23 protein-coding genes are annotated in these 21,975 nt (G+C 54.1%); 18 read left to right on the top strand and 5 right to left on the bottom strand.

What is annotated here, in order from left to right:
* Positions 1–62 precede the first annotated feature (62 nt).
* From HZS52_RS18470 to HZS52_RS18430, 9 genes are all read left to right on the top strand, one after another.
* The gene (locus HZS52_RS18470) at positions 63–1,289 is read left to right on the top strand and encodes a GGDEF domain-containing protein (RefSeq protein ID WP_190373350.1); all 1,227 of its coding nucleotides are present in this window, start codon (positions 63–65) and stop codon (positions 1,287–1,289) included.
* 9 nt (positions 1,290–1,298) lie between these two features.
* Positions 1,299–1,700 carry a DUF2784 domain-containing protein gene (locus HZS52_RS18465; RefSeq protein WP_035578726.1) on the top strand — a complete coding sequence of 134 codons (402 nt, stop codon included), beginning with the start codon at positions 1,299–1,301 and terminating at the stop codon, positions 1,698–1,700.
* A gap of 53 nt (positions 1,701–1,753) precedes the next feature.
* Positions 1,754–3,124, top strand: a complete 1,371-nt coding sequence (locus tag HZS52_RS18460; RefSeq protein WP_190373349.1) for a CHAD domain-containing protein — start codon at positions 1,754–1,756, stop codon at positions 3,122–3,124.
* An 88-nt stretch (positions 3,125–3,212) separates the two neighbouring features.
* The gene (locus HZS52_RS18455) at positions 3,213–3,419 is read left to right on the top strand and encodes a ParD-like family protein (RefSeq protein ID WP_022523750.1); all 207 of its coding nucleotides are present in this window, start codon (positions 3,213–3,215) and stop codon (positions 3,417–3,419) included.
* Positions 3,412–4,203 carry a type I methionyl aminopeptidase gene (gene map, locus HZS52_RS18450; protein ID WP_190373348.1) on the top strand — a complete coding sequence of 264 codons (792 nt, stop codon included), beginning with the start codon at positions 3,412–3,414 and terminating at the stop codon, positions 4,201–4,203. Before HZS52_RS18455 ends, map begins: the two co-directional genes overlap by 8 nt.
* 197 nt (positions 4,204–4,400) lie before the next feature.
* Positions 4,401–5,708 carry a S8 family serine peptidase gene (locus HZS52_RS18445; RefSeq protein WP_190373347.1) on the top strand — a complete coding sequence of 436 codons (1,308 nt, stop codon included), beginning with the start codon at positions 4,401–4,403 and terminating at the stop codon, positions 5,706–5,708.
* A gap of 69 nt (positions 5,709–5,777) precedes the next feature.
* Positions 5,778–6,017: a hypothetical protein gene (locus tag HZS52_RS18440; RefSeq protein ID WP_190373346.1), complete on the top strand. Its 240-nt coding sequence runs from the start codon at positions 5,778–5,780 to the stop codon at positions 6,015–6,017.
* A 56-nt stretch (positions 6,018–6,073) separates the two neighbouring features.
* Positions 6,074–6,559, top strand: coding sequence for a VOC family protein (locus tag HZS52_RS18435; protein ID WP_190373345.1), 486 nt, complete (start codon positions 6,074–6,076; stop codon positions 6,557–6,559).
* Positions 6,560–6,752: 193 nt separating this feature from the next.
* Positions 6,753–7,901: a GGDEF domain-containing protein gene (locus HZS52_RS18430; RefSeq protein ID WP_190373344.1), complete on the top strand. Its 1,149-nt coding sequence runs from the start codon at positions 6,753–6,755 to the stop codon at positions 7,899–7,901.
* Here HZS52_RS18430 and HZS52_RS18425 read toward each other — a convergent pair.
* The 3 genes from HZS52_RS18425 to kynA form a co-directional block, all read right to left on the bottom strand.
* Entirely contained in the window at positions 7,896–8,660 is a 765-nt protein-coding gene (locus HZS52_RS18425; RefSeq protein ID WP_190373343.1) for an alpha/beta hydrolase, read from the bottom strand. The two genes, HZS52_RS18430 and HZS52_RS18425, sit on opposite strands and share 6 nt — an antisense overlap.
* A 12-nt stretch (positions 8,661–8,672) precedes the next feature.
* On the bottom strand, positions 8,673–9,902 hold the full coding sequence (kynU, locus tag HZS52_RS18420; RefSeq protein ID WP_190373342.1) for a kynureninase: 1,230 nt from the start codon (positions 9,900–9,902) through the stop codon (positions 8,673–8,675).
* An 84-nt stretch (positions 9,903–9,986) separates the two neighbouring features.
* Complete coding sequence (gene kynA, locus HZS52_RS18415; RefSeq protein ID WP_190373341.1) at positions 9,987–10,823, bottom strand: tryptophan 2,3-dioxygenase; 837 nt, start codon at positions 10,821–10,823, stop codon at positions 9,987–9,989.
* A gap of 337 nt (positions 10,824–11,160) precedes the next feature.
* On the opposite strand from kynA, the gene HZS52_RS18410 reads away from it, so the two are divergent.
* The 6 genes from HZS52_RS18410 (at position 11,161) to HZS52_RS18385 (ending at position 15,893) form a co-directional block, all read left to right on the top strand.
* Positions 11,161–11,757, top strand: coding sequence for a LemA family protein (locus HZS52_RS18410; protein WP_027959206.1), 597 nt, complete (start codon positions 11,161–11,163; stop codon positions 11,755–11,757).
* Positions 11,758–11,775: 18 nt separating this feature from the next.
* Positions 11,776–13,749 carry a M48 family metallopeptidase gene (locus tag HZS52_RS18405; protein WP_190373340.1) on the top strand — a complete coding sequence of 658 codons (1,974 nt, stop codon included), beginning with the start codon at positions 11,776–11,778 and terminating at the stop codon, positions 13,747–13,749.
* A gap of 34 nt (positions 13,750–13,783) precedes the next feature.
* Entirely contained in the window at positions 13,784–14,323 is a 540-nt protein-coding gene (locus HZS52_RS18400; RefSeq protein ID WP_190373339.1) for a GrpB family protein, read from the top strand.
* 80 nt (positions 14,324–14,403) lie between these two features.
* Positions 14,404–14,811, top strand: a complete 408-nt coding sequence (locus HZS52_RS18395) for a VOC family protein (RefSeq protein ID WP_027959209.1) — start codon at positions 14,404–14,406, stop codon at positions 14,809–14,811.
* A gap of 50 nt (positions 14,812–14,861) precedes the next feature.
* Entirely contained in the window at positions 14,862–15,497 is a 636-nt protein-coding gene (locus HZS52_RS18390) for a LysE family translocator (protein WP_190373338.1), read from the top strand.
* Between the two features lie 75 nt (positions 15,498–15,572).
* Positions 15,573–15,893 carry a DUF1330 domain-containing protein gene (locus HZS52_RS18385; RefSeq protein ID WP_141441187.1) on the top strand — a complete coding sequence of 107 codons (321 nt, stop codon included), beginning with the start codon at positions 15,573–15,575 and terminating at the stop codon, positions 15,891–15,893.
* A 56-nt stretch (positions 15,894–15,949) separates the two neighbouring features.
* On the opposite strand, the gene HZS52_RS18380 is transcribed toward HZS52_RS18385, so the two are convergent.
* Positions 15,950–16,651, bottom strand: coding sequence for an FMN-dependent NADH-azoreductase (locus HZS52_RS18380; RefSeq protein ID WP_022523736.1), 702 nt, complete (start codon positions 16,649–16,651; stop codon positions 15,950–15,952).
* A gap of 119 nt (positions 16,652–16,770) precedes the next feature.
* Here HZS52_RS18380 and HZS52_RS18375 point away from each other — a divergent pair, with 119 nt between their 5' ends.
* Both HZS52_RS18375 and HZS52_RS18370 read left to right on the top strand, forming a co-directional pair.
* Positions 16,771–17,676 carry a LysR substrate-binding domain-containing protein gene (locus tag HZS52_RS18375; RefSeq protein WP_027959213.1) on the top strand — a complete coding sequence of 302 codons (906 nt, stop codon included), beginning with the start codon at positions 16,771–16,773 and terminating at the stop codon, positions 17,674–17,676.
* 233 nt (positions 17,677–17,909) lie between these two features.
* Positions 17,910–18,425, top strand: coding sequence for an MgtC/SapB family protein (locus HZS52_RS18370; RefSeq protein ID WP_009286495.1), 516 nt, complete (start codon positions 17,910–17,912; stop codon positions 18,423–18,425).
* A 108-nt stretch (positions 18,426–18,533) separates the two neighbouring features.
* On the opposite strand, the gene HZS52_RS18365 is transcribed toward HZS52_RS18370, so the two are convergent.
* Positions 18,534–20,456 (bottom strand): DNA topoisomerase III, encoded by a 1,923-nt coding sequence (locus tag HZS52_RS18365; RefSeq protein ID WP_190373337.1) that lies wholly within the window; start codon positions 20,454–20,456, stop codon positions 18,534–18,536.
* A 212-nt stretch (positions 20,457–20,668) separates the two neighbouring features.
* Between HZS52_RS18365 and HZS52_RS18360 the strand changes: the two genes are divergently transcribed.
* On the top strand, positions 20,669–21,910 hold the full coding sequence (locus HZS52_RS18360) for an ABC1 kinase family protein (protein ID WP_027959219.1): 1,242 nt from the start codon (positions 20,669–20,671) through the stop codon (positions 21,908–21,910).
* The last annotated feature ends 65 nt before the right edge of the window (positions 21,911–21,975 follow it).

Below are 21,975 nucleotides of genomic sequence, written 5' to 3'. Positions count from 1 at the left end.
AGTGGCATCGCGTTATTGATAAAATAAGAAAAATTGCCACGTGACGTCGGGAGTGTGGGGCTGTGCCATTACAGAAACAACAGTATCAGGTGCATGGGTTAACCGGGCAGTTTTGCTATGCCAGCCGTGAGTTGATGTATCGCCGCTCTATCCAGGAAAGCGTGCGGCTTGAGTTTAGCTTTGCTGTGAGCGTTGCGGCATGTGTCTTTGGCATGTTCGCGATTGCGGATTACTACCTGCTGGGCCTTACCAGGGAGTTCTATCTGCTGCTTACCATGCGAATAGTGGTGGTGAGCATTTGCCTGTTGGTGGCACTCGTTGTGCGGCGCTGGGGTGGCAATGATTACCGTGCTTGGTTGCACGCCTTACCGCTGTGGGTATTTGCCACGGGCATTATATTGATTGTCCCCCTACGACCCGAAAGCCTCCCCACTCAAATCACCGCGGTGGTGGTGGCTACCATGGCGTTTTATCTTCTGATTCCCAATCCGCTAACAGTCGTGACAGCGGCGAGCCTCTATTTAAATATTGGCTTTTTAGTGGCTGCGGTACTGTTTGCGGGGCTTAGCCCGATAGCGACGCTGCTGGTCGCACTGTTGCTGATTATGGGCAGCGTTGTAGGGTTTTTCGCCCTGCTGCGCTTGGAATGCCTGCAACGTAAGCAATATGCACTGCTTCAAGAAGAGCGAGATAATAACCACCAATTACACAAAGAGATCGCGCACCGAAAATCACTGGAAGAACAGCTGAGGGTAGTCGCTGAGCAGGACGCGCTGACCAGCCTGAATAATCGCGGCCATTTTATAAAACTGGCTAAAGATCTGTTGCAGCACTCGCAATCCCACAAGGTGCCATTTAGCCTGTTTATGATCGATGTGGATCACTTCAAACACATTAACGACACCTGGGGGCATAGCCACGGGGATTGGGTGCTAACCAAAATTGCCGAAGTCTGTGCCGAGTCGCTGCGCCCAACGGATGTGATAGGACGTTTTGGTGGTGAAGAGTTTGTCGTTGCATTGCCGGACACCAGCTCGCACGATGCGCAAATGGTAGCAGAGCGTTTGAAAAAGAAGGTGGCTGAACTTTCGTTAACAGAAGAGATGGGCAAACTGCGCCCAAGCGTCACCGTTGGCGTTGCGGCTACCGATTCAGAGGAAGCCGATCTGGAGTCTTTAATTAAACGAGCGGATGAGATGCTTTATGTTGGCAAACGCGCTGGGAGGAACCAAGTCGTCGTCTGCAGCGATGTCGTCGAAGCACCAGATTCACCCGTTGGCAGCAAGTAGCGCTTTCCTATGCCCCCATCACTGCTGCTAATGCTCGCCGACACCCTTCTAATTCTCCACGTGCTGTTTGTGGCCTTCGTGGTGTTAGGCCTGGTCGCCATTTACGCAGGCTATTTCTTCAACTGGCGGTGGGTTCGCAATAAAACCTTCCGCATCGTACATCTTTGCGCCATTGGCTATGTGGTGGTTCAGGCTTGGCTCGGGGTGGTTTGCCCGTTAACCACCTGGGAAATGGCGCTGAGGGCGGAGGCGGGCGCCGCTACTTATTCGGGCTCGTTTATTCAGTACTGGCTGCATAGCCTGCTCTATTTCACTTTGCCGGAGTGGGTGTTTGTGGTGGTGTACACGCTATTCGGTAGCCTGGTGTTGGCCAGTTGGTTTGTGGTGAAGCCTCGTCAGCACTCTTCTTAGAAGATGGGCGTGTACTAAACTTTGCGTATCATACTGTGCTTGGGAGCGAACCCATGCGGCACCTATACCTAATGCGGCACGCCAAAGCTAAACAGCCCAGTGGCGACATGACCGACCACCAACGGCCGTTGCGAAAGCGTGGTAAACGTCAGGCAGCGGCGATGGCGCATGTGCTGCAGCACTGGCAAGCGTTAGAAGGGGGGATTTACGCCAGCACAGCGGCTCGCACGCGGGAAACCTTCGATGAGATCGCAGGCCAACTGCCTGATCATTCCCTGGTCAACCAGGTTCACTTTGATGAAGACCTTTATACGTTCGATGGTGGCGGGCTGCAGGCCTGGCTCGAATTGTTGCCGAATGAAGCCGAAAGAGTCCTGGTGATTGGGCATAACCCTGCGCTGCATGATCTGGCTCGTTGGCTCGACAAGGCTGCGCCGCATTCACTGTCCACCGGGAGCGTGCTGCATTTCACGCTGTCCGGCTCTTCTTGGGAAAGCGTGAGGCAGGGCGGAGCCAAGCTGGCAGGGTGCCAGACCCCGGAAGCGGCCAGTTATCCTCTTTTTCAGCGCCTTGCCCCCCGACCACCCAAACGCAATAACGACACTACCAGCCGCATTCGTGACATGCTGGAGCACCAGTATCAGATGATCCGTACCTTGGAAGCTGGTGTCATCGCAGGTGTTGATCCTGAGTTCCTGCACCAGTACCGGGTCAATCTGCGTCGTAGCCGGGCAGTGGGTGAATCCGTGCGCGCCATTACCCGAGTGCCTGGCCTGAAAAAGATGCTTAAGCGGCTCAAGCAACGTGCCCAGGCTACCAGTGACCTGCGTGATATTGATGTGTTTCTGGAGGATATGGCCAAGACGCCCCCGCCGCTCACTTCTGGTAGTCGCCAGGGATTGATGCAGTGGCTCCAGGCTTGCCAGCGGGAGCGCCACCAGGCGCTATGTCAGCAGTTAAATGCACCGGCGTATGCTGAGGAGATGGAGGCATGGCAGCACTTTATCGCTTCCGATGACGTTGGTAAGGCACTTTCGAAACTTACGCCAAAGCGTATCCGTATGGTACTGAATGAGCGTATCGCACGCCACGATGAAGACCTGGCGGCACTCTCGCTGGATACCCATGACACCGGGTTCCATGAACTGCGGAAGGGCGTGAAGCGGATTCGTTACCTGGCTGATCTGAATCCAGAGACCCCTGAGCCGTTTCTGTCCCAATTGAAGCACCGCCAGCGCCTGCTCGGGGAGTATCAAGACCTGTGTTCTCGTCAGGCCTGGCTGGATGCCTTTGGCGCAAGCCCCGATAACGACCCGCAGCAACAGCAGGAGTGTGTTCAGTGGCGCGATTCGTTAGAGAAGCCGAAGCTTGTGCTGCGCAAAGAAGTATTGGCGTTGGAACCTATGGCCAACGTGTCCCCGTAACAACGTAATCAGGTAGCCTTGCCGCCAATCGTTACGCGATATATGATTCGTATATGCTTCATATTCGTTTCATATATTAGGTGGTGTGATGGGTATCGTTAAGATCAATGACCAGTTGCATGAGGATATTCGCAAGGCAAGCACTGTCATGGTGCGCTCAATCAATGCCCAGGCAGAGTACTGGATAAAGGTGGGCATGCTGGCTGAGGCCAATCCGGGAATGACCTTCTCTGACATCATGCGTGAGCAAATGAAGCAAGCCGACGTTGAAGTAAGGAAGGTGGTCGGTGAGTGAGCTGACGCTAAAAAGCGAGGAGGAGTTGCGTTTGATGCGGGAAGCCGGACGGCTACTCGGATTGGTGTTCAGTCATCTCGACCAACGGATAGCGCCCGGCGTATCCACCATGGCTATTAACGATTGGGCCGAGCGCTATATCGTCGATCAATTGCAGGCTCGACCGGCCAGTAAGGGGCAATACGATTACCAGTACGTATTGAATGCCTCAGTCAACCACGTGGTGTGCCATGGCATTCCATCCGACAAGCAAATACTCAAAACAGGCGATATCGTCAATGTCGACATTACCCTGGAGAAAGACGGCTTTATTGCTGACTCCAGCAAGATGTATCTGATTGGCGATGTGACTCCCTATGCCAAGCGACTGGTCGATAAAACCTATGAGGCCATGTGGCAAGGAATACACGCGGTCAAGCCAGGTGCCACATTGGGTGATGTAGGCTACGCAATTCAGCAATATGCCGAAAAACACGGATACTCTGTCGTTCGTGAGTATTGCGGCCATGGCATTGGCCGGGAAATGCATGAAGAGCCGCAGGTGTTGCATTACGGGAAGAGAGGCAGAGGCCTGGCGTTGAAAGAAGGGATGGTGTTTACCATCGAGCCCATGATTAATCAGGGCAGGGCCAAGATAAAAACCAAGCGGGATGGCTGGACGGTGGTGACCAGTGACAAGAAATTGTCTGCTCAGTGGGAGCATACGGTGGCGGTCACATCCTCTGGTGTCGAAGTGCTAACACTCCGCGATGACGAGTGTCCGCCTACTGAGATTAACCAATAACGACCATGCTTCATCCTCCTTCGTTTAAGCGCCCTGTATGTTTAAGGATCGTAGCCTGAAATCGATCTGGCGAAGCACATCAGGTGCGTTAAGCTGAAATGGTGGGTGTGGCATAGCTAGGCATGCTTTCCCTTGCATGGTGTCTATGATTCACCTATTCCATATCGCTTACCAGCTAAATGAAAAGGATGTCTACGATGGCGAAAAAACCGACAGGTAAAAGCAATACGCCAGCGGGTGAGTCACTCGCCACTGTTTCATGCGGCACCGAAAAATTGCTATTGGCGGCCTTAGAGCGGGGCGGCAGTTGCCTTGAAACCGGGCGCTTTCTGATTAGCTATCGTGAGGGGCGGGTAGAAGAAGGCATTAAGTCGCTAAAAGCCCAGAAATTTCGCATCGCTGATGCGCGGGATTTCACCGATCAAGCCGTTAGCCTGGAAGATGCCGGAGATGCTGAGGCAATGGTATTTCCGGAGATTGGAGTAGCGCTGGTAGGCGGCGATGCCCTACAGCAGCATGGCATGAGTGCGCTGGGTAAAGTAGCCGCGGATAGTCCCATCGAAATTATTGAGCCAGAGTATTTCGCCTTTTCTGAAAATTCTGAATATCTACGGGGTTTTTTGCGGGCAGCCAGCACCATCGCTCGTGATCTTGGCGTTGAGCTGGATTTGGAAGAAGGCGAAGAGAACCTTGAAGAGGACGCCCTTCGGCCAACTTGGGGGCTAAAACGCTGTAAGGTGCCGCAAAGTAGCTGGAGTGGCGCGGGTATAAAAGTCGCCGTTCTGGATACCGGGATGGATCTTGGCCACCCGGATTTCGAGGGTAGGGAGTTCGTTACTCGCTCATTCGTCGGGGAGCCGGTGCAGGATATTAACGGGCACGGTACTCACTGTATCGGCACGGCCTGTGGCCCCCAGGCGCCCGGTGAAAACACACAGCGTTACGGGATCGCGTATGAGGCGCAGGTCTTCGTCGGCAAGGTGCTGACCAACTCGGGCAGCAGTACCGGGGCGGGCGTTCTCGCTGGCCTAAACTGGGCCATAGCCAACCGGTGTGAAGTGATCTCGATGTCGCTTGGCAGCCAGAGCCCGGTGCAGGCCGCCTACACCCATGCTGGTGAAGCGGCGCTGCGTAATGGGTGCCTCGTTATCGCTGCAGCGGGAAATTCTGCAACCAATACAGGGGCGCCTGCCAACTCGCCTACCGTGATGTCGGTGGCGTCTCTCGATCCGAACCTGAAGCCTTCCAGCTTTTCCAATCATGGCAAGATCGAAATTGCCGCGCCTGGGCGCGATATCTTCTCCTCATGGCCCCGGCCCACTCGCCATAAGACGATCAGTGGCACCAGCTTGGCGGCACCACACGTGGCAGGCTGCGCGGCACTGTGGGCACAGTCTGATGCCTCATTACGGGGAAGGAAACTGTGGCAACAGCTAGTGGCTTCGGTGCAAGAGCTGCCATCGCCTGAATCCCGCGTGGGAGCTGGGTTGGTACAAGCGCCTTGATGTTGGGCGACGCACTGGGCAGGCGCTCCTTTCAGGCCGCCTAGTGCACTTACTAGGGAGGTACGCCAGATGCCAGCGGTAGCGCTATGGTTGATCACTATTTCCAGCGATCAACCGATAAATGAAATGGCCACGCGCCTCAGCGCTGAAGGATTAACCATCCAGGAGGTGCTGGAGGAGATCGGCTGTATTACCGGCTCGGCTGACGATGCCACGGCGGAACGGCTGAAAAAGATCAAAGGCGTAGTGGATATAGCGCCTGATATGCAGATCGATATGGGGCCACCGGGCGCTGATGAGACTTGGTAAGCTCGGTAAATATTTCACTGGGCTTGATGACGCGATGGTTTTAGTGGAGATGTGATATGGCAATACCCGCAAAGAACACTGTTTGCCTTTGGTACGATGGTGGTGCAGAAGAGGCAGCGCGCTTTTACGCTGATACCTTTCCTGATTCGTTTGTCAGGGCGGTTCATCACGCACCGGGAGACTTTCCATCGGGTAAGCAGGGGGATGTATTGACCGTCGAGTTTACCGTGTTGGGCATTCCGTGCCTTGGGCTCAACGGCGGGCCTGGGGTTGCGCATAATGAGTCGTTCTCTTTTCAGGTCTCAACGAATGACCAAGCCGAAACGGATCGCTATTGGAATGCCATTGTTAGCAATGGTGGCAAGGAAAGCGCCTGTGGCTGGTGCAAGGATAAATGGGGACTATCGTGGCAGATAACGCCTGCTGTGCTGATTAAGGCCGTTACCAATCCCGATCCTGCCGTCGCTAAGCGCGCATTCGACGCGATGATGCAGATGAAAAAAATCAACATCGCGGACATTGAGGCGGCGCTTCACGGTTGAGATAGAATTGGTTGACTCTTCGTTTAAAGTAAGAAGATTTCGAAAATCGGCTTAATTTGGGCATTATGAGCATGGAAACTCAATATGTTACAATATGTAATTGCCCATTAGCTACGTCAGAAGATCCTGATCTAACCGGTGTTTCCTGGTAAGTGGCGGGTGGTGTAAAGCTATCCAGTTCCGGAAACAGGTGATGATGAGAAAGCATGGGCCAATACCCGCCGAATGGTGGGCCGATTTTGTTCTTAATCAATACTCGCGGTCGCGCCGACTTGGCTACTTTTTGTCTGGCGTGGTGTTGGTGTTGTTACCCGTTTTCACTATTTTGGATGCGACACTGGTCAGCTACTCTAACGGGGAGTTGATATGGAAACATATTCTCCTCCGCCTGCCCGCCGCTATTCTGGCGATTACTTTTTTGCTGCTCCATCATAAGAAAGATCCAGGCTTTTGGGCTTATCCGCTATTGCTGACGTTGAATCTTTCAATAGTGGGAATGACGGCTGCAATGTTCGTACTGCACTATTCGGAGCAGGGCGGACATCTTCTCTACATCACCCAGGGGCTAACCTTGGCCATCATTGCTGTGGCTACAGCGACCGTCTACGGTGTTAGAGATCTGGTTTTGATATACGGCTTGCCGCTTATGGCAGTAATTGCTTTTATTGTTTTTTCAGGTAGCCCGTTTCCAGATAACCCCATTCATTTGATCTTCATTCCCGCTGCGATGGGCATAGGCGTCGTCATTGCTACTATGCTTTACCAGGAACACCAGCGCACCTTTATTGCCAGCCAGCAACTTGAGCATAGTGCGTTGACCGATGCGCTGACCGGCTTGCCCAACCGGCGCTCGATGCAAACACACTTGCAGGCAGAGTGGAGCCGCGCTAAACGCGGCGAACAGTGCTTTGCTGTGTTGATGGCTGACTTGGATCGCTTCAAGGCAGTTAATGACCAGTATGGCCACGAAGTGGGTGATGAAGTGCTCACCATTCTTGCTACTCGGTTCACCACTACGCTTCGCGGTGGTGATCGGGTTGCCCGCTGGGGTGGAGAGGAGTTTTTGCTACTGATTCCAAGCGCCACCGTTGAGAGCGCTATGGCCGTCGCCGAAAAGGTACGTCGAGCAGTTGCTGAGCCGACTTTTGCCACCTCAGCAGGCAACTTGGCGGTTACATTGAGCCTGGGTGTTGCGCTTCACCGCCAGACCGAGAGCATTGACGAAGTGATCAGCCGCGCCGACAAGGCGCTTTACCGTGCTAAGCAAGAAGGCCGCAACCGTGCGGTACTGGCAGGCGATAGATCGGGCACGGTGTTTTCTGCAATTGCCTCAACCTCATAAAGCATCTAACACATCAAAGTGATCGCAGTTAGCTATATCCACGAGCTCGACTTGGGTATGGATAGTCTTTAACGCTGCAACAAAATCGTGTGCTTGTTGGCGAAAAGCGGGCGGATCATTTTCGGCGATCACCACTTGGCATGAGGGTAGTTTGCTCGAATCGGCAAATATAGGGCTTAACGCAAGCGCTTGGGCTGGGTTGAGCTCCAGCGCTTCGTTAACGTAGGTATCTACCAATGGCGTTAGGTCATAAACGCCGCTAACCAGTACCAGCTTATCAATGGGGATATCATCACTGGCGGCTACCCAGTAAGCCAGCTGGGCACCGGCGCTATGGCCGCCTAATACAATAGACCACACGCCACCGTTATCCGCGAGGGCGTTGCATGCCGCCGTAATCCCCTCAACGCAATGGTTCACCATGGTGTTAATGGACGTTTCCGGGGCTAAGCCGTAACCCAGGGAGGCGAAAGCCAAGCCACGGGCAAGGTAGCGTTCAGCCAGAAAGTCCGTTGCGGTGTTATCCAGCGCCTGCCAGTAGCCGCCGTGAATAAATAGCATCAATGGCCAGGGGCCCGCGGTATTTTCCGGAACAAACAGGTTGAGGCGGGCCGCCGGATCTTCACCGTAGCGCAGGGTAATCGGCTGGTGGCGTGCCACCAGGTCGCTACCTAACGCTGCCTGGCGCCTTAAAGTGGCTTCATAATCCCGAGCGAAATAGCTCGGCGAGTAGGCGAGGTTCAGGGGTGTTTCAGTCATCACGTACCTCTATTAGGTAACGGCACCACGCACATGAAACCGCGGATCCTGGTACTCACCGCTTTCCATTACCTCACGGAAGTGCTGGGCGGCCTGCCAAGCATCTTCAAAACTGAGGTATAGCGGGGTAAAACCAAAACGCATTAAGCCGGGCTCCCGGTAGTCGCCGATTACACCGCGGGCAATCAAGGCTTGAACGATAGCGTAGCCGTTTTGACTATCCACCAGTGATACCTGGCTGCCGCGCTCACTGGCTGATGGGGTTATATCGTCAATATTATGAGTGGTAAAAATATCGCTTAAACACTCTCGAAACAGGTCGCTCATTGCCAGACTTTTTTCTCTCAGCGCCTGCATGTCCACCTCGCTCCATAGGGCGAGTGAGGCTTCCAGAGCGGCGTAGGCAAGTGCCGAATGGGTGCCAGTGCGAAAGCGGGAAATATCCCCTGCTGGGGTGTAATCCGCTTCAAAAGCGAAGGGCGATGCATGGCCGTGCCAGCCGGAAAGCGGCTGCCAACCTTTGTCTTGGTGATTGCTATGCACGTATAAAAAAGCTGGCGCGCCAGGGCCGCCGTTAAGGTACTTGTACGTACAGCCTACGGCGTAGCGAGCGCCGCAACCGTTTAGATCAATGGGCAGTGCGCCTGCGGAATGGGCCAAATCCCAGATGACTTCCGCGCCGTGGTCGTGCACTAGTTTCGTGGTGGTGGCCATATCGCGTAATTTGCCAGTACGGTAGTTAACTTGGCTCAGTACCACCACGGCTACACCGTCGAGGTGTTCGGCCAAGTTGCCTCCTTCGGGCAGGAAGCGGTGCTCGGCGCCACTCACCCGGCAATAGCCTTGGGCGATGTAGCCATCGGTCGGAAAGTTGCCGCCTTCGCTAAGAACCGCCTGGCGCTCCTCCTTGCCTCGGCCGAGGATATACCCCAGCAGTTTGAAGATATTTAGCGTGATATTGTCAGTGACGCTTACCTCACCGCGTTGCGCACCAATTACCGGGGCTAGCAGATTGCCCAAGCGTTCCGGAGCATCGAACCAGCCCTGATTCCAGCCTTTGATCAGTTGGTCGCGCCATTGATCCAGAGTCTCATCGACCGCCTGTTTGGCGGCCTTCGGTTGAGCGCCCAGTGAGTTCCCATCAAGATAAAGCACGCCTTCGGGCAGGGCGAAATGGCTTTTAAAGTCTGCCAATGGGTCTTGGCGGTCACGCTCACGAACACTATCCAGGCTTACAGGCATATGGCGGCTCCGAAAAATTGTATGTCGCTGTTTTGAATATCAAGACGGTAGTTAAACTGGGGCGCGCAGCAGTGCGCCAAGTGCTTATATCGTCGTCCGAACACTCCACAGTTCCGGGAAGAACTGAAGATCCAGCGCTTTGACCAGGTAGTTCACCCCAGCCGTTCCCCCTGTGCCGCGTCTATAACCAATGATACGTTCGACGGTTTTCATGTGGCTGAATCGCCAGCGCTGAAAGTTGAATTCGACATCCACCAGTTTTTCAGCAAGCTCGTATAGATCCCAGTATTGTTCGCTGTTGCGGTAGATTTCCGTCCAGACCGCTTCCACCTCGCTGCTGGCGGTGTAGGGAATACTCCAATCGCGTTGGGTTTTGCTTTCCGGAATGCTGAAACCGCGTTTGGCAAGCAGCTGCAGCACGATATCGTAAAGACTGGGTGAGTGGAGGGATTCCTGAAGTTTTTGGTAGTGTTTGGGTTTTGATCGGTGGGCTTCGATTAGCTTGGCGTTCTTGTTACCCAACAGGAATTCCATTTCTCGATATTGATAGGACTGAAACCCAGAGCTTTGGCCAAGGCTGTCTCGGAAGCTAGCATAGTCGGCGGGGGTCATGGTGACCAATACTTCCCAGGCCTTGATAAGCTGTTCCTGAATTCTGGAAACCCGCGATAGCATTTTGAAAGCAGGTCGCAGGTTATCTTCTTGAATATGCGCTGCGGCGCCATGAGCTTCGTGAAGGCATAGTTTGATCCATAGCTCCGATACTTGATGGATAACGATAAAGAGTAATTCATCGTGTTCATCAGAAGCCGGATTTTGGCAAGCAAGCAAAGGTTCCAGATCCAGGTACTGGCCGTAGCTAATATCCTGATCCCAATGAATGGCTTCATTATCGACGCTGTTTTCTTCAGAAGTCGTCATTTTATTCTGCCTTGGTTGCTGTGCAATGTGTGGTTGTTGTCGTTTGTTTGCAAGCCTGTTCTTTAGGTTCACCTAAGTCCCAGAGTATACCGGCGGCGAGCTTCAGACCCTGCTCGATAATCGTTTCGAGCAGGTACTGATACGATCACAGTGTTTTATGAGAAAGGTGATCTTGAGCAATGCTATGTCGACATTCCCTTTCTCCCTAAGCTTGCAAAGTGATGTGTGAACGTCGGATATTGAACTTGGTGGCTACTTTTTTCACTAGCTAGGCATTCATTGTCTAGCTTTTCATAGACCGGCTTTTACTGACGAATGCCTACTATAAGGAAGAACCATAGTGCTCACTATCATCATCACCGTGGCGATCATCGCCGTTATCGCGTTTTACGTCATCGGTATCTACAACCGACTTGTGTCTTTGAAAAATCGCTTTGAGAACGCCTTTGCGCAAATTGAAGTGCAACTTAAGCGTCGGCATGACCTGATTCCTAATCTGGTAGAGACCGCAAAAGGTTATCTCAGCCATGAACGGGAGACGCTGCAGTCGGTCATCGAAGCTCGTAATACAGCCGCCGCTGGGTTAAAAGCGGCCGCGGCAAATCCAGGCAGTGCCAAAGCCATGGCAGACCTGGGCGGCGCAGAAGGTGCACTGACTCAGGCAATGGGGCGGCTCAATGTGGTCATGGAAGCCTATCCGGATTTAAAAGCCTCGCAAAATATGCAGCAATTGTCAGAAGAGCTAACCAGCACTGAAAACAAGGTGGCCTTTGCGCGGCAGTCATTTAATGATGCGGTGATGCACTACAACACCTATCGGCAGAGCTTCCCGCCGGTAGCAGTGGCTGGCATGTTCGGCCATGGGCAGGATGCCTCGTTGTTAGAGTTTGAAGACAGTGCCCAGATTCAAGTGGCGCCGACGGTGTCGTTCTAAGCTCAGGGAAAACGCGACATGGATTTTTTTACCGCGCAGGATAACGCTCGTCGTAAAACCGGGCGTCTGGTCGTTTTGATGGTACTGGCAGTACTTGCCCTGATTGCTGTTACCACGCTCGCAATTACCATCGCGCTGCATCTAATGGGGGAGCAATCTGCTACACAAACCAATCTTTCTGCTCAGGGGATGTGGTCGGCACTCTCGATTGAACTGGTCACTGGCGTTGCTATTGCGGTGTTGGCCGTCGTGGTGCTGGGCGGGCTATTTAAACGCAGTCAGCTAAGGCGTGGTGGCCGGGTAGTGGCAGAAGCCCTTGGTGGACGCGAGATCAATCTTAATACCCGTGATGCTGATGAGCGGCGTATTCTCAATGTGGTTGAAGAGATGGCGATTGCCTCTGGAACGCCAGTGCCCTCCGTGTATGTGCTGGAGGAGGAGAGCATCAATGCCTTCGCCGCCGGTTATCAAACCAATGATGCAGTGATCGGGATTACTCGCGGCACGATCCGTAACCTGACGCGGGATGAGCTGCAGGGCGTCGTAGCTCATGAGTTTAGCCATATTCTGCATGGTGATATGCGGTTGAATATGCGCCTGATCAGCATCCTCCATGGCATTCTAATCATTGGCTTATTGGGCGGTACACTGCTGCGTAGTATGCGTTTTCGACGGGTGGGCGGTGGAAAACGTGACAACTCAGGCGCTGTCGTTTTAGCGCTGGGGGCGGCGCTAATGCTGATCGGCTACGCGGGTACCTTCTTTGGTAACTTGATCAAGTCGGCGGTTAGTCGGCAGCGTGAATATCTGGCGGATGCCTCTGCGGTGCAGTTTACCCGCAACCCTCAGGGGATTGGCAACGCGCTGGTTAAAATCGGCTCGCACACCCAGGGCTCTTACCTGCAAGCGACACAGGCGGCGGAATTCAGCCATCTGTTCTTCGGTCAAGGCGTGCGGCAGGGCTTTAGCCAAATGATGGCCACCCATCCGCCGATTAAAGATCGTATCAAGCGGGTCATGCCCGATTGGAATGGCCGCTTCGAAGTCACTTGGCCCATCCAGGAAGCCGAGAATGGCGCAACAGAACCAGAAGGCAACGGTGAGCGGTCTGAAGCGGAGCCCAGATTTGGCTCGGGAACAGCAACGGGAACGGCAACGGGAACGGGGGCAATGGCGGCTGTGTTAACCGGTGCCTCTGCTCAAACCGCCATTAACACCATGGGCCAGCCTGACCAGCGCCACCTTACCCAAGCTAGAGCGACATTAGATGCGCTGCCTGAGCGGATTAAAAGCGCCGCCCATGAGCCCCATGCCGCTCGTGCTCTGATCTATGCACTGCTGCTCAGCCAGGATAAGACAATGCGTAGGCATCAGCTTAAGGCGTTGCATCAAGTTGCACTGCCAGATGTTTACCGAGCGCTGGTGGATTATGGCCCTGAAATGTTGAGGCTGGATGTACAGTTACGCTTGCCACTGATTGAACTGGCGCTGCCAGCGTTACGCTCGCTTTCGATGGAGCAGGCCCAACACTTTCGCCTCTGTATGGAACGGTTGATCGAGGCAGATGGTCAGGTCAGCCTGTTGGAGTGGACGCTATATCAGTTGGTGTTGAATAACATCAGCAAGCAAGGCAGTGGGCCTGCAAACCTCAAGATAAACGACCTGCAACGGGAGTGTCAGATGCTACTGACGGTGCTTGCCACCGCCGGGCAAGATGACCCGGTTGAGAGAAGCGCTGCGCTTAATGCCGCTGAGCGTGAGCTGCCATTCTCATTGAGGGCCACTGACGATATAAGTGATATGCGTGCACTCAGCCTGGCGGTTGAGCGCTTGCGACGTTTAAAGCCTTTGCATAAGCCCGCGTTGTTGCAAGCGATGGCGCGCTGTATTGAACATAGCGGACGTATTTTGCCCGCCGAAGCCGAACTGTTCCGTGCCATGGCCGATATTCTCGATTGCCCAATGCCGCCACTGTTATCAGATGAGGCATAGGCAGCCATTCGCGCTAAAGGGGGGAGCCTCAACCATGGATGAAACGGAATCTTTAAATCGAGCCATCCATGAGGAGGTCGCGCTGTTTCCATATGATGCGGCTTGGCCAACTCTATTTAAGCAGGAGCGAGACAGGCTGCTAGATTTATTTCCAGATGAGTTCCTAGCCATTGAGCACATCGGAAGTACCGCTGTTCCTGGTCTCTCGGCCAAGCCGATCATCGATATTCTGGCAGGCGTTGACTCAATATCCAGGGCCGATGACTTATTGGAGCCGTTGTGCCGTGCCAAATATGCGACATCATTAGCGTACAATGCTTCCTTGGTCGGGCGGCGTTGGTTAATGCGATGGGCCGAGGGGCGTAGGACGCATCATCTGCATCTTATGGTGTATGGCGGTGAAGAGTGGCATCGGCGATTGGCTTTTCGCAATAGACTGCGCGCTGATACTGAACTGGCGCAACGTTATGAGAAAAAGAAGCGTCTGTGGGCGGCGGAATTTACGTCAGACCGAGAAGCCTATACGGCGGCGAAAGGGGATTTCATTAAACAGGCGCTCAAGAATGCCTCTTAACCACAGCAGTCAATGTCGCGTCTGTTTTGCAGACCTTTCTACAGTAACGCTTAGCGCGTCAAATGAAATGGGAGGTTAAAGTGAAGGCTATCAAAACATCTCTAATGTTTGTGGGGGATCAGGCCGGTAAAGCCGAAGAAGCTATCAAGTTTTACACTTCGCTATTTGAGAACTCGAAAATCATCGATATCGAGCGTGTCGAAGCTGGGGGGCATGATCCCGAAGGGGCAGTTAAGCTCGCCCGCTTCTCGATAAACGGCACTCTCTTCCTGGCAATGGATAGCTATTACGACCATCAGTTCAGTTTTACGCCATCAATGTCGTTACACGTTGAGTGCGGCTCAGAGAAAGAAATAGAAGACGTATTTAAAGCATTGAGCGATGGAGGTAAGGTTTTGATGCCTCTAGATAATTACGGCTTTAGTGAAAAATTCGGATGGTTGAATGATAAATACGGCGTTTCCTGGCAGCTGAACCTTTCCAGCTAGCACGTTAACATTCTTTTAGCTTGGCAACGGAAAAATACAAGAGAGCGCTTATGTTTGAGTATACATTGCTGCACTGGATGACTTTTTTATCAGCGGCCGTGCTTTTGAACCTATCGCCGGGGCCAGATATTGCCTACATACTGGGGCAAACATTACGTAGCGGGCGACGACAAGGGTTTGCCGCTATGTTTGGGATTTGGACAGGAGCGGCGCTACATGTAGTAATGGCTGCAGTTGGTCTTTCGGCTATTTTAGCCACCTCTGCATTGGCGTTTTCGATTGTTAAATGGGTAGGGGCCGCCTACCTGATATGGCTCGGTATTAAAATGTTGCTGTCTCAAGGGGATCAGTTTGTCGCTGCAGAAAAGCCGGGTAACAAGAACCTCTCCGCTGTTTATTGGCAGGGCATGCTGGTATCAGCGCTAAACCCCAAAGTCGCTATCTTCTTTCTGGCTTTCCTGCCGCAATTTATCGTGGAAGGCGCTGGCCCAGCCGAGGCACAGCTTTTATTGCATGGCAGCCTTATTATTGCAGTTGCTGCCTTAATAGAACCTCCTCTGGTTCTGGCTGGCGCTAAGTTGGGTGCTTACTTAAAGAGAAAGCCACGCGTTGGTTTTTGGATGGATAGAAGCTTGGGGGCACTTTTCGTCGCGTTGGGTGCACGGTTGGCAGCCAGTGCAAGATAGGCTACGTGATGCTATTTTTACTTTTGAAGTGCTGGGGGCGGGTGTCTCTTTTCGTTGAAATGGAGGATGATGATAATGCCTGCCTACGCCGTTGCTCTTATCCGCGAAACCCGATTCGATCCTGAAATTAAACAATATTTAGAAGGCATTGATGCAACCCTCGCGCCGTTCTCGGGCAAATACCTCGTGCATGGTGGGCCATACATTCCGCTTGAGGGAGGGTGGACAGGGGATATGGTGGTGATTGAATTTCCTTCCATGGAGCATGCGCAAGGTTGGTATGACTCGGCTGCTTATAAAGCGATCCGCCCATTGCGTACCCGGAATACAGAGGGCGATGTGCTATTAGTTCAAGGTGTACCAGAAGGGCATAAAGGAGCGGACATCCTTGGGTAGCGATAGCCACTCCTTATACTTCAGCGTATTTACGATGAAAGATCATTAACTATAATTTAGGCCGGTTGAGGTGATGGCGTGCTTTCCAACGCTACCTGCAACTCTTCAACAAGCGTTTCAACTTTCTGTATCGCGGCAGCAACCGATTTGGCCAATACCTCGCCGCCCACTTCCTGTCCTTCGATCGCGATGTAGTGAACGCGAGTGATGCCGATAAATGCCAGTGCTGTGGCCAAGTGTGGCTCAAGGTGGTTCATATGGGCCATTTCTTCACCTGGCGCCATATTTACGCCGCCTCTAGCGGTGAGCACAACGGCATGCCTTTTTCGGTCTGTGAGCTTGGGTATGTAAGGGTCTATCGGGTTGGTGTCATCGAACTCTACCGTTCGACCGGGCCGTACTACTTGGTCGACCCACGCCTTGAGGGCGGCAGGCATACCGAAGTTGTATAGCGGCGTTCCGATTACCACAATATCAGCAGCAATTAACTCATCAATCAGATGGTCGCTCTCTGTCAGTGCGTCCTTCATCCAGCTTTCTCGGTGCTCTTCGGGGGCGAAGGCAGACGCAATCCAGTCGTGGCTGATAATCGACGGTGGGTTTTGACCAATATCGCGATAGGTAACCGTGTCTTGCGGTCGGCTTGATTGCCACTGGCTGACAAACTGATAGGTTAAATGGCGACTATGCGAGCCGTGGTTATCTGTGCCAGCAATGCCGGGGCGGGCGCTAGCGTCTATATGCAGGATGTGTGTCATGGTGGCCTCCTAATCTGAGTTGAACTCATCTATGATTAACAACAGGCTTAGCTTAGGCTGTGCCTTTCAGCCTGAACAAACGATCTTTTCTTGCAGCTATAGATGAGTGAAACTCATTCATGAACCATCGCCGATTACCCTCGCTTTCAGCACTACGAGCTTTCGAAGCCGCTGCCCGCCATGAAAGTGCCAAGCAGGCGGCGCAGGAATTATCCGTTACTGCCACTGCGATTAGCCATCAGGTTCGGGGTCTTGAAGAGGCGCTGGGCGTTACCCTATTTTTACGTAAACCCCGACAGTTGGCGCTGACACCTCAGGGCCGTGAGCTACTGCAGGTTCTGGAGACTGCGTTTGATAGCATTAGTCATGTTGTCGAGCGGTTGAGTGCTGTACCTGTTCGCCAAACCGTTACGCTCTCTACAACGCCAGCGGTTGCGGTGCGCTGGTTGCTGCCCTGGGTGTGTATGCTGCGCGACTCCCATCCAGATATTGATCTGCGTATTCATGCTTCGCATGAGTCGGTTCCTCTGGATGGGGTAACGGCAGACATTGCCATTCGCTATGGCGATGGCCGTTGGCCAGGGTTGGTCGCAGAAAAGCTGTTTGATAACACCTTTATCCCGACCTGTAGCCCACGCCTTGGTCTACACGAGGTAGAACAGCTACCTTTGCACCCATTGATTCACTTCAGCAGTCAGGGGGCCATATCATCACCACTGGATTGGGCGACGTGGCAGAAAGAGGCAAAGGTACCTGGGCTGGACGTGAGTGCCGGGCTGGTCTTTTCTGATGAGACCCACGCTATCTCGGCTGCCGTTGGGGAGCAGGGGGTAGCGCTGATGAGCCGCCAGTTGATTCAGGATGAGTTGGAAGAGGGGCGTTTGGTGCAACCTTTCGGCCCCGAATTTGAAGGTAAGCCGTTCTTTCTGGTCTACCCAGAAAGCCGACGGCATGACCCAACCATTCAAGCGATCAGTGATTGGGTTTTGGCGGTGCCGGGTGGGTTGTGTACGTTGATGAATTGATAGTGGAGGACTTTTATACCGTTATCTTATAGGCAAGCTACCCATCCACCTTACTGACTTGGTTAACAGGCCACGCTGCTGGATGACCTTCGAAGCTTCGCTGTTGTTCAGGGAGCTTCTAAAGTGTATCTCCGAGCTGATGCTCGTCCTACTGCAGGTGAGAAATGCTGTTTCCCCTGAATTCAACTCATAGTATTTAAGAGCCGTCGCTCTGGCAATCAAGGAACGAAACGATGGAAGTAATTATTAATACTATAATATCCGAGTTTTCGGATTTTAATGACCTGAGTGAATTCATCATTGTTGTGATTCGCTTGCTGTTGGCGGCTGTACTAGGCGGTCTATTGGGGCTCGAGCGAGAGCAGAGAGGCAAGGCCGCTGGAATACGCACCCATATGCTGGTCTGTATGGGGGCGGCTTTGTTTATATTTATACCTCAGCAAACGGGTATCTCTGATGCGGAAATGAGCCGGGTCATCCAAGGCGTTATTGCTGGCATCGGTTTTCTTTGTGCTGGCACCATCATCACCCGAAAAGATGAAAAAGGCACGTCAGGGCTTACCACGGCGGCAGGGGTTTGGTTGACGGCGGCAATTGGCATAGCCGTAGGCCTAGGACGCGAGCAGACGGCGGTTTTGTGTACGCTGCTGGCCTGGGTAGTCCTCTATGTAGTGCCTTTCTTTTCCGGTTCAATCAGCAAGAAAAAGTCTTCGTCCTTGGGCGATGACGAAGACAATACCGATATTTGATGGGAGCCGAATGCAAAAACTAGAGGGCGTGAATGAACAGAGAGTTAACTCCTCTGGTAAGGCCTCGCCTTTTTATAATCAGGGAACTACATCCAGACGGTATAATTATTATTTGTTGGAAGCCTTCTTCCTTCCACTGGGGCTTTTCCTTCTTGCATAGCTCTTTCTCGGCTTACCCGTGCGTTTCGGCGGGCCACCGGCCTCACCCTGGGCGGTTTGCAGGCTCTGCCTGAGCTTGGCAGCGTCACTGTGGGTGAGCAGGTCGCGTAAATCATCCAGCAGCGCTTGCTGAAACGCGCCAGGGTCGTCCTGCTGTTCGGAAATCGCCCGTAGGCGTTGTTCCCATAGCGCAGTGCGTTCAGGCGTGCTTACGGCGCTGGGAAGGGCGGCGATTAGGGCGCTACCCAGTTTGGTGGCACGCAGGGCTTTTTGCTGGCGTACTAAGTAGCCGCGCTGTACCAGGGTTTCGATAATGCCCGCCCGGGTGGCTTCGGTGCCCAGGCCATCGGTGTCGCGAAGCGTACGACGCACTTCCGGGTCATCCACGTAGCGGCCAATGTTCATCATGGCCTTGATCAGGCTGGCATCAGTGAATGGTTCCGGTGGGCGGGTTTCCTTCTCCTCTACGCCTGCTCCCAGCGCCTGGCAGGGCTCGCCTTGGGTCAGCGGCGGCAGCGGTGGTGTTTCATCCCGAGTAGTGAATAGCGGTTTCCAGCCGGGGTCGAGAATGCTTTGCCCGCGGGCGCGGAAGGCTTCATTAAGCAGCGTAAATTCGGCTTTGACTTCGAAGGTGCGCAGAGGACGGTAGAACTGCGCCATCACGTTGCGCACGATCAACCGAAACACATGGCCTTCGGTAGCGGAGAGCTGGCTGAAATCAGCGGGTTTTCCGGTCGGTGCGATTGCGTGGTGGGCACCGACCTGCTTATCGTTCCACGCCTTGGAGCGCAGGGTAAAGTCTGCTCCATTCAGCCACTGCTGAAGCGCTTCATCGTTCTGGCAGGCACTGGTGAGGCTGCGCTGAGCAAGCTGAAGATGCTCCTCGGGTAGGTAGCGGCAGTCTGAACGGGGGTAGGTGATCAACTTGTGGCGCTCGTAGAGCCGCTGGCAAATATCCAGCACCATCTGCGCAGAGAGCCCGTGGCGGCGGGCGGCGTCTACCTGAAGAGCAGAGAGCGAGTAGGGCAGTGGCGGTGCCTGGCGTTTCTCCTGCTGGTCGAGCTTGGTGAGTTGCCCTGATGCGCCGGGTAACTGAGCCGCCAGTGCATCGGCGGGCCTGCGGTCAATCAAACGGCCTTGATCGTCAAGGGGTTGGTGCTCTTTGGGCGCCCACCAGGCGCGCAGTTGACCTTGGGCAACCTTGAGATCCACCCATAGTGGATAAAACGGATGGGGCACAAAATCACGGATGGCGTTATCGCGGCGCACGATTAATCCCAGTACCGGGGTTTGCACACGGCCGACAGAAAGCACACCGTCGTGCCCCGCTTGTCGGCCGGTGAGTGTCCAGGCACGGGTTAGGTTAATGCCATACAGCCAGTCGGCGCGAGAGCGGGCCTGGGCTGCCTGAAACAGCGGCTGGTAATCGGCGTTGGAGCGCAACTTGGCAAGCGCCCGGCTCACTGCAGGTTTATTGAGGTCGCTGATCAGCAGCCGTTGTACCGGGCCACGGTACTTCATGTACTCGATCACTTCCTGCACCAGCAGCTGACCTTCGCGGTCAGGGTCACCCGCGTGAACCACATCGGTGGCTTGTTTGATCAGCTTGCGAATCACCGCGAGCTGCCCACGTGCCTTGGGGCGTGGCATCAGCTTCCACTGCTGCGGCACGATAGGGAGCCGATCCAGCCGCCACTGTTTGTCAGTGGGGTCATAGGCTTCCGGTGGCGCTTGCTCTAATAAGTGCCCTAAGCACCAAGTGACCGTGGTGTCGCCACATAGCACCGCGCCCTCCTGGCGTTTGCTAGTGCCCGGTAACGCCTCGACAATGGCTTGGGCGAGGCTGGGTTTTTCGGCAATTATCAGGCGCATAGCAGCGAAGCCTTCATCGTATCCTTTGATGGCGCCTATGGTAGCAGACGCTGACCAGCATTGGCGCCAGAGGGGCAGGTCAATATAGTGATGCGGTAAATTGCTGATACTGTTAAGTTGTATAAATTATGTACAAATAGTTTTGTTCGCCAGGAAACTGTTCGATAGCCATCTATTTGATGGTCAGGGTTGGTATTTAAGGGGCATCATCAATGCGTGATCGAGGCAGAACACGACGTTTAATGGGATTGGGTGCACGCACCGGTGGAGCGCTGCTGAAAACCCGTTTAGGTGGCCAAGCGGATTGGCGAGCCCTGGGCGAAGCGCTGTTTGAGGGGCTTTCAGAGCTTAAAGGCCCGGCCATGAAGCTTGCCCAAATTATGTCCCAGTGGGACGATCTGCTACCGCCCGATCTCGCCGAGGAGCTTGCCCGCCTGCAGCGCCAAGCCGAACCGATGCCCTGGCCACGTATTCATGAAGCGCTGGTTCAGCAGTACGGCGACATTGACCACTATTTCAGCGAAGTCGAGGAGCGCCCCTTTGCCAGCGCCTCCATGGGGCAGGTTCACCGCGCGACCACCCATGAGGGAGAAACGGTCGTGCTCAAGGTGCAGTACCCCGGCCTAGCCGAGGTATTGGAGAGCGATTTGGTTCAGGTGCGGCGCATTATGCGTTTAGGCCGCTGGTTCAAAGTGCCCCAGGCGCGTTTGGATGCCCTATTTGAAGAGCTTGCTGAAAGCCTGCGTGGGGAACTGGACTACCACGCCGAAGCCGATGCACTGGCCCGCTACCGTGAGCGCTATAAGGATGACCCGCGGCTAGTGATTCCCGAGCCTTTGCCAGCGCTCTCCGGCCCCCATGTGCTGGCGATGCGCTACGTGGAAGGAGCGCCATTGCGCGAATTAGCCGAGGCAGATGACGAGACGCGCCAGGGCATTGCCGAGACATTAGCGGACTGGATTACCCAAGAACTGTTTACCTACGGCGAACTACACGCCGACCCCCATGCGGGTAATTTCGCCGCCGATGCCCAAGGGCGGCTGGTGATTTACGATTTGGGCGCGGTAATTGCGGTCCCCGATGCGCGCATAAAGGCGATGATGCAGCTGTTGGATGCCACCTTGAAGCATGACCCCATGGGGATGGACGAAGCCTTGATGCAAATGGGTGGCCGCCAGGGGCAGGGCGCGCCGCTGGCGCTCTATCGTGAATCTGCTGAATGTATCGCGCCGCTGTTTGAGCCGGGCGAGCAGGATTTCAGCGATGTGCGGGTGCACCGTCGTCTGCGCGAGCTAACCCCTAAAGTGTGGGCGGCGATGGATCGACTACAGCCTCCTGCTGAAACGCTGCTGCTTTCCCGGGCGCTGAACGGCCACTATTGGAATTTAGTGCGTTTGGGCGCGCGACTGAATATGCACGAGCGCACGCTTCCGCTATTACATCGAGCCTATTAATGATCAACCGATTGCCACTGCGACCATGTCGGCCTTCATGCTAAACTATGCCGCTTTTAAACAGG

Source organism: Vreelandella titanicae, from assembly GCF_014697095.1.
GTDB lineage: Bacteria > Pseudomonadota > Gammaproteobacteria > Pseudomonadales > Halomonadaceae > Vreelandella > Vreelandella titanicae.
The sequence above is the reverse complement of the archived record's forward strand: the minus strand, read 5'-3'. Positions and strand labels throughout refer to the sequence as shown.